General features: G+C 42.4%; 6 protein-coding genes. 3 read left to right on the plus strand and 3 right to left on the minus strand.

Annotation, left to right across the window (positions count from 1 at the left end):
* Together B9J84_RS07390 and rsmF are read left to right on the plus strand one after the other, a co-directional pair.
* Positions 1 to 696, plus strand: a 696-nt coding sequence (locus B9J84_RS07390) for an MlaD family protein (protein WP_143698842.1), incomplete at its 5' end; no start/stop codon positions are given.
* Between the two features lie 112 nt (positions 697 to 808).
* Positions 809 to 2,230, plus strand: a complete 1,422-nt coding sequence (gene rsmF / locus B9J84_RS07395) for a 16S rRNA (cytosine(1407)-C(5))-methyltransferase RsmF (RefSeq protein WP_404206536.1) — start codon at positions 809 to 811, stop codon at positions 2,228 to 2,230.
* A gap of 204 nt (positions 2,231 to 2,434) precedes the next feature.
* Here the strand turns inward: rsmF and B9J84_RS07400 are convergent, their stop codons facing one another.
* Entirely contained in the window at positions 2,435 to 3,268 is an 834-nt protein-coding gene (locus B9J84_RS07400) for a S1 RNA-binding domain-containing protein (RefSeq protein ID WP_013856923.1), read from the minus strand.
* A 98-nt stretch (positions 3,269 to 3,366) separates the two neighbouring features.
* Here B9J84_RS07400 and B9J84_RS07405 point away from each other — a divergent pair, with 98 nt between their 5' ends.
* Positions 3,367 to 4,719, plus strand: coding sequence for a hypothetical protein (locus tag B9J84_RS07405; RefSeq protein WP_094123856.1), 1,353 nt, complete (start codon positions 3,367 to 3,369; stop codon positions 4,717 to 4,719).
* A 14-nt stretch (positions 4,720 to 4,733) separates the two neighbouring features.
* Here the strand turns inward: B9J84_RS07405 and B9J84_RS07410 are convergent, their stop codons facing one another.
* Entirely contained in the window at positions 4,734 to 5,213 is a 480-nt protein-coding gene (locus B9J84_RS07410) for a PaaI family thioesterase (protein WP_017047658.1), read from the minus strand.
* A 119-nt stretch (positions 5,214 to 5,332) separates the two neighbouring features.
* The gene (locus B9J84_RS07415) at positions 5,333 to 6,223 is read right to left on the minus strand and encodes a putative PEP-binding protein (RefSeq protein WP_010319067.1); all 891 of its coding nucleotides are present in this window, start codon (positions 6,221 to 6,223) and stop codon (positions 5,333 to 5,335) included.
* Positions 6,224 to 6,275 lie beyond the last annotated feature (52 nt).

Genomic DNA, 6,275 nt, shown 5'->3' on the forward strand with positions numbered 1-6,275 from the left:
TCCTTTGGCATTACGCTAGGAACATCCATCAAATATAACAATATCACTGTGGGAGAGGTTGTTTCTGTAACACCCGATTTCAAGACAAACCAAGTTACACTCCAAGCGAGAATTGAGCCTAGCTACGCATTAGGCATTGCCAGAAATGGCTCTCACTTTTGGGTAGCGAAAACTAAGATTGGCTTCAATGGTGTTGAAAATCTGCAAAACTTACTCAGTTCCAGCATTGAGGTCCAACCTGGGTTTGGCGATGTGCAGTATCAATTTGAACTAGAAAAACAGCCACAACAAGCACTCGGTATTGAATTCACCTTACAAAGTGAAACACGAGGATCAGTGACTGAAGATAGCCCGGTTCTCTACCGTGAAATGGAAGTGGGCAAAGTAACCCATGTTGCTCTAGGAGACTTTGCAGACCGCGTCATGTTTACCATTGAAATCCAAAAAGAGTTCGCTTATCTGGTTCGCAGCAATAGCGTATTTTGGAACACTTCTGGCGTCGATGTATCCATCGGTTTATCTGGTGCAAATATAAAAGCAGGCACGTTAGATAGCATCATGAAAGGCGGAATTACATTTGCCACTCCAGAGCAAAAACAGCTACAGCCTATCGCTAAACAAGGCCAAGCATTTTACTTATATCCTGAAGCCAAACCAGAATGGCGCCAATGGCGAACAGCCATACCAAAACCTTAAAGGGTTAACCTTGATTCTTATAAAATGCAGCTGATCGGCTGCATTTTTTATTATTTTGATCTCATCACGATTCTTATATAATCCGGCCTCAACTCCCAGACGAGATACTGCTTTGCACGCCAATATAACCCTACCTGAACCTTTTCTTGCGACAATTGAAGCGATACTGCCCACACATCTAACGATGAGTGATTTTATTGCAGCTTGCCAGCGTCCTTTGCGTAAAAGTATCCGAGTCAACACGCTAAAAATCTCTGTTGATAGCTTTTGTCAACGCGCCGTAGAAAAAGGATGGGCTTTATCACTAGTGCCTTGGTGTAACACGGGTTTTTGGATTGAAGCCGATGAGTCTGTCGTACCTTTGGGTAACACAGCCGAACATATGGCAGGGCTTTTTTACATTCAAGAAGCCAGTTCTATGATGCCGGTGTCCGCTCTTTTCACTGGCGATGAATCGTTCAATTCAGTACTCGACATGGCGGCGGCTCCGGGTTCAAAAACAACGCAAATTGCGGCGTGTATGGAAAATGAAGGCGTATTAGTCGCCAACGAATTTTCAGCCAGCCGTGTTAAAGTGCTGCATGCTAATATCGAACGCTGCGGTGTACGTAACAGTGCACTGAGCAATTTTGATGGTCGAGTCTTTGGCGGTTGGTTACCGGAACAATTTGATGCGGTGTTAATAGATGCGCCATGCTCAGGAGAAGGTACCATCCGTAAAGATCCTGATGCGATGAAAAACTGGAGCAAAGAATCTGTATTGTCGATTTCCACAACACAAAAAGATTTGATTGAAAGTGCGTTTCAAGCTTTAAAGCCCGGCGGTGTGATGGTCTACTCAACCTGTACATTGAGCACAGAAGAGAACCAACAAGTGTGCTTGCATCTAAAAGAAAAATATCCACAATCAGTTGAATTTGTTTCCCTTAGCTCATTGTTTGAAGATGCAAAAGCAGCGATTACAGACGAAGGGTTTTTGCATATATTCCCTCAAACTTATGATTGTGAAGGTTTTTTTGTTGCGAAAATCCGTAAACTTAGCTCTGTACCCCACCCTGAAGTCCACAAACGCTTAGGTCAATTTCCTTTTGCGAAAGCCAACCTTAAACTCACACAAGAGATCACGGATCAACTCATGAAAACGTTTGAAGTTGCGATCCCCGATGATACCAGTGTCTGGCTACGTGATAATGATGTATGGTTATTTCCAAACGCACTGGAACCTATGCTCGGCAAATTCCGCTTCTCTCGCATGGGGATAAAAATCGCTGAAACACATAAAAAAGGTTATCGCTGGCAACATCAAGTCGCTACATCATTAGCGACTGGTAACGAATCAAACTGCATCACACTATCGATTGAAGAAGCGCGAGATTGGTACATGGGCAGAGATGTCAGACCAGCACTACAAACTGGCACTGGCGAAGTGCTGGTTAAACTCGGTAACGATGTGATTGGCCTAGGGAAATGGGTAGGAAACCGCATAAAAAATGGTTTACCAAGAGAACTCGTTAAAGATAAAAATTTGTTTTAACGTGCCCCAAAATAGGACAAAAATCTAGAAAACACGCGCACTTCTAGCGATGACAACTATACTTACAGGGAAGCATAAGTACGACTATTTTAATGATTAGCGTAGGCTCAAATGAGCCATTCCCCTAGGCCCAAAAACGGAAAAGTTTTGGGCCTTTTTTTATCGTCAAGGAAAATAGATTGCAACAGGAGGTGGACGCCTCAGCTATACAAGATGAATTCCATCTTCCCCAATGGTAATTTTTCCCTGCTTGTACAAACCACCAATACTCTTCTTAAAGGTTCCCTTACTGGTACGGAACATCGAAAAAATAGCTTCTGGTGTCGATTTATCACTTAATGGAAGAAAACCACCCTTTTTCTCAAGTAACTCTATGATCTTAGTGCTTAGCTCATCCATTTTTGCTACGCCAATTTTTTGCAGAGCTAGGTCAATTTTTCCATCTTCACGGATATTTTTGATGTAGCCTTTTAAGGTCTTACCAATAAACAACTTACCAAACACATCTGATGGGAAAATCATCCCCCAGTGCTCACCATTGATGATGGCCTTGTATCCGAGTTCTGAGTGTTCTGCAATTAATAGATCAACTTGCTGATTCTGCGTATAGTTTGCAGGGGTTTTGTCCAGCCACTTGTTGAATTTAGTTGTGCCTACGATGCGGCCGGAAGCCTTATCAGTGTAGACATACACTAAAATCATTTGTCCTTCTTTAAAACGAGCACGCTGTTCGCTGTAAGGCACCAATAAATCTTTACCCTTCAGGCCCCAATCAACAAAAACACCAGTGCTATTCACACCCTGAACTTTCATCAATCCCCACTCGCCTACTTTTGCAATCGGTTTTTCAGTCGTCGCGGCAAGTTGATTGTCTGAATCGAAATACAAAAATACGTCTATTTTCTGCCCCAATTCAACCCCATCTGGGGTAAATCGTTTAGGCAGTAAAGTGGTTCCAAAATCTTCAGCATCCAAAAATACGCCGAAATCAGCAATCTTTACGACTTCTAAACTGTTTATTTGACCAACGTTAATCATTTACTATGTCTCACCTCAATTTTGCAGAGATTATACGTGATCTCTGTTATCCTTTCCTGCATTCAAGGGAAAAATAAGCATTTTTTCAGGAGCTTTCTTTGGTTAATGTCGATAAGCAAGATACCATCACGCTTAAAATTTCACATGCCATGTCTCAGAGCAAAGAACTTGATCTAGACATTTACCTATTCATTCCCGGTGATTTAGGTCTAACACCCGAAATACTTCCTGAATCTGACTTTTACTATAGCTTCATCCACCAAGAGCGTGCGTATTACAGTGATAAAACGTTACTGCCCTTAGTGCACAGCCGACTTGCACAACGAGGCCATCTCTCTTCTACTCAGTATCGAGTCAGTTTGAGTTTATTTGCTTATCAGTATGTTATCGCTCTAGATAAAGCTGTAGTACAACTCAATACGACGAGTGACACCGTCACATCAGATGAAGTTGATAGTGTCATTGAACTCTCTTTAGATATTTTGAAAAAATTGCGCCGCAGCATTCCTTATGAAGAGAGCTTAAAACGCTATTACGCCAATATTGATAACTATTTATCTTGGTATACTGAGCAAAAGTTTCTTTCCCTAGTCGCACACATGAACCGCGATGGTGAATATAAAACCATCAAAGAGCGTCTAATTACACTGGTTGAAAAAGAACAGGCACATCGTAAACTTAACAATTACAACTCGGCAAAGGCAGGGGAAGACATCACTCGGCTGAGTAACAAGATGCGCCTACTACGCCGTTTAATCGAGCATCCCATTGTGCTTAATGAACACGTCACCTCTTTAGGTAATAACATGAAGCGTGCCGTAAAAGGCATCGCGACTGGGCTTGTAATGCTGTTTGTCACCGTCATCGCCATTACAGCTCGCGACTATTGGGGGGAAATCACCGCCTCTTTTATCATCGCTATGTCGTTTGTTTATGCATTACGCGAGATCTTTAAAGATGACTTACGCGATATGCTGTGGCGCTGGATCCGTAAAGGAAAACCTAAATGGAAGCGTCGTTACATAGACCCAACGACCGGAAAATCTGTGGGTTACAAAATTGAATGGCTTGATTATACCAACCTGAGTAAATTACCAGACCGAATCAAAACAATTCGAAAGAAACGCATTGTTCAAAGGGAGGAACAGGTACTTCACTATCGCTCAGAAACGGCCATGTCAACTTCACGCTTCATGAGTGGCTATGAGGAAACACGCGAAACTTTACACATTGATCTACGCCCTATTACCCGTTTGATGGACAAAGGCTCTAATCGCATTTATCAGTTAAGTGGTGGTCAAGTGAGTCGAGAAACCGTAGAAAAACGGCACTTGCTCAACTTGATTATCAAAGAAGATAACCATAAAGAAGAGCCCCGCTACTACCGTTGGAAAATTGTTTTAAATAGAAATAAGATTGTCGACATTGAACCGATAGAATTAAGCGAGTAGTCTCTAATTCAGCCTTATTTACCAATACGCTTTAACGATAAAGTAAGATGAAACTCCGCCATAGGCTCGTCACCATGCAATGAAGGACAGGTTGCAATGATCTTTACTGTCTGATTGACTCGCTCTCCGGTCGCGATAGTTTCATCAAGCATACTGTCTATTAGCTGGCCATCATGGCAATGAAAATGAACATCCGCCTCCGGCCTTTTTAAAAACTCCGCACTAACCGCTTTAAACGCCAACGATACTTTGGAGCCACGCTGTTGTGCTTTATGCATTGCCATAAAACCGCCCGCTACGTCTGCACCAACGGCTAACACACCAAAATACATACTATTTAAATGATTTTTATTGCGACGTTTAAGTGGAATTCGAATTTCTACAGAGCGTTCGTTTAGCACTAAAATCTTTGGCCTGCAGGACCAAATCAATGGCACTTTTAAAAAACCAAACAGATTTAAGTAAAGATTCGCTTTTGTTAATGGGGAGAGCATGAGGCTTGACCTTTTCAATATGGTTGTCGGACCAGTTCAAGGTATACGCTGTGAAATGTCAATAAGTTGTTACAAAAAGTTAGAGTTGAGCGCAGCTATTCTGCGCCCAAATCAGATCATTACATTTTTACCACAACATCAGCCTGAACACTTTCAGCTAAGTGCTCCTGCAGCTTTGGATAACTTGCGAGTGCTTGGGTGACGACCAAAATCGGCTTATTCGCATGACGTGCCGCTTTTGATGCTAAATCGAGCAGCGTGATGACCGCCTCACTCTCTGGATTAAACAAATGGGAAAGTTCGGGATTCTCTTTATCAATACCTAAGGTGTATTGTGTTAAGTTATCGATGTTGATGACCACACCATCAAAATAGTGCATCAAACGCTCTGCCAACAATGCCGCTGATGGAACATCGCAAGAATAAAGCACTTTCAAACCATCTAAACTCCGAGGCAAAGACTGCTCTGCCAGTCGGTCAATGATCGTAGCCGCATCACTTAATGTTCGAACAAATGGCACCACAATTTCGATGTTCAATCCTTGCTTGCGCAATGCCTTGATCACAGCGCATTCATAACTAAACGCTTTTGCATACTGGTTGGAAGAAAAACGCGATACGCCACGCACTCCCATCGCTGGGTTAATTTCATCCGTTTCAACACTTCCACCGATCAACGCTTTATAAGTGTAACTATCTGCATCACTCAAACAGACACGAATCGTAGTGTGATTTTTTTGAACCGCTGCCACGACTCTATCAACAATGGTTGACGTAAAGTGCTCCGCCACCGCTTTGTCATCAAGAATGGATTGCAAAGAGCCTTGCTCAAGTTCAGTTAGATTCGCAAAATGTTGCTCAATCGAAGGATGATAAAACAACGAATCTAAAATAATGTCGGACAGCGATACATACAAATGCTGGGCATTTCCACTTGATTCAATTGCCGCTGGAAGGGCATCACCTAAGATCAACTGAGGGTGGATCGTATCATGTTGTGCCAAACTCATTCATTACTCCCTACATTTTTAATTATCTTGCTCAGGAAAATACCCATAGCCG

Origin of the sequence: Vibrio sp. V03_P4A6T147 (genome assembly GCF_002241085.1) — a bacterium.
Classification (GTDB): Bacteria; Pseudomonadota; Gammaproteobacteria; order Enterobacterales; family Vibrionaceae; genus Vibrio; species Vibrio anguillarum.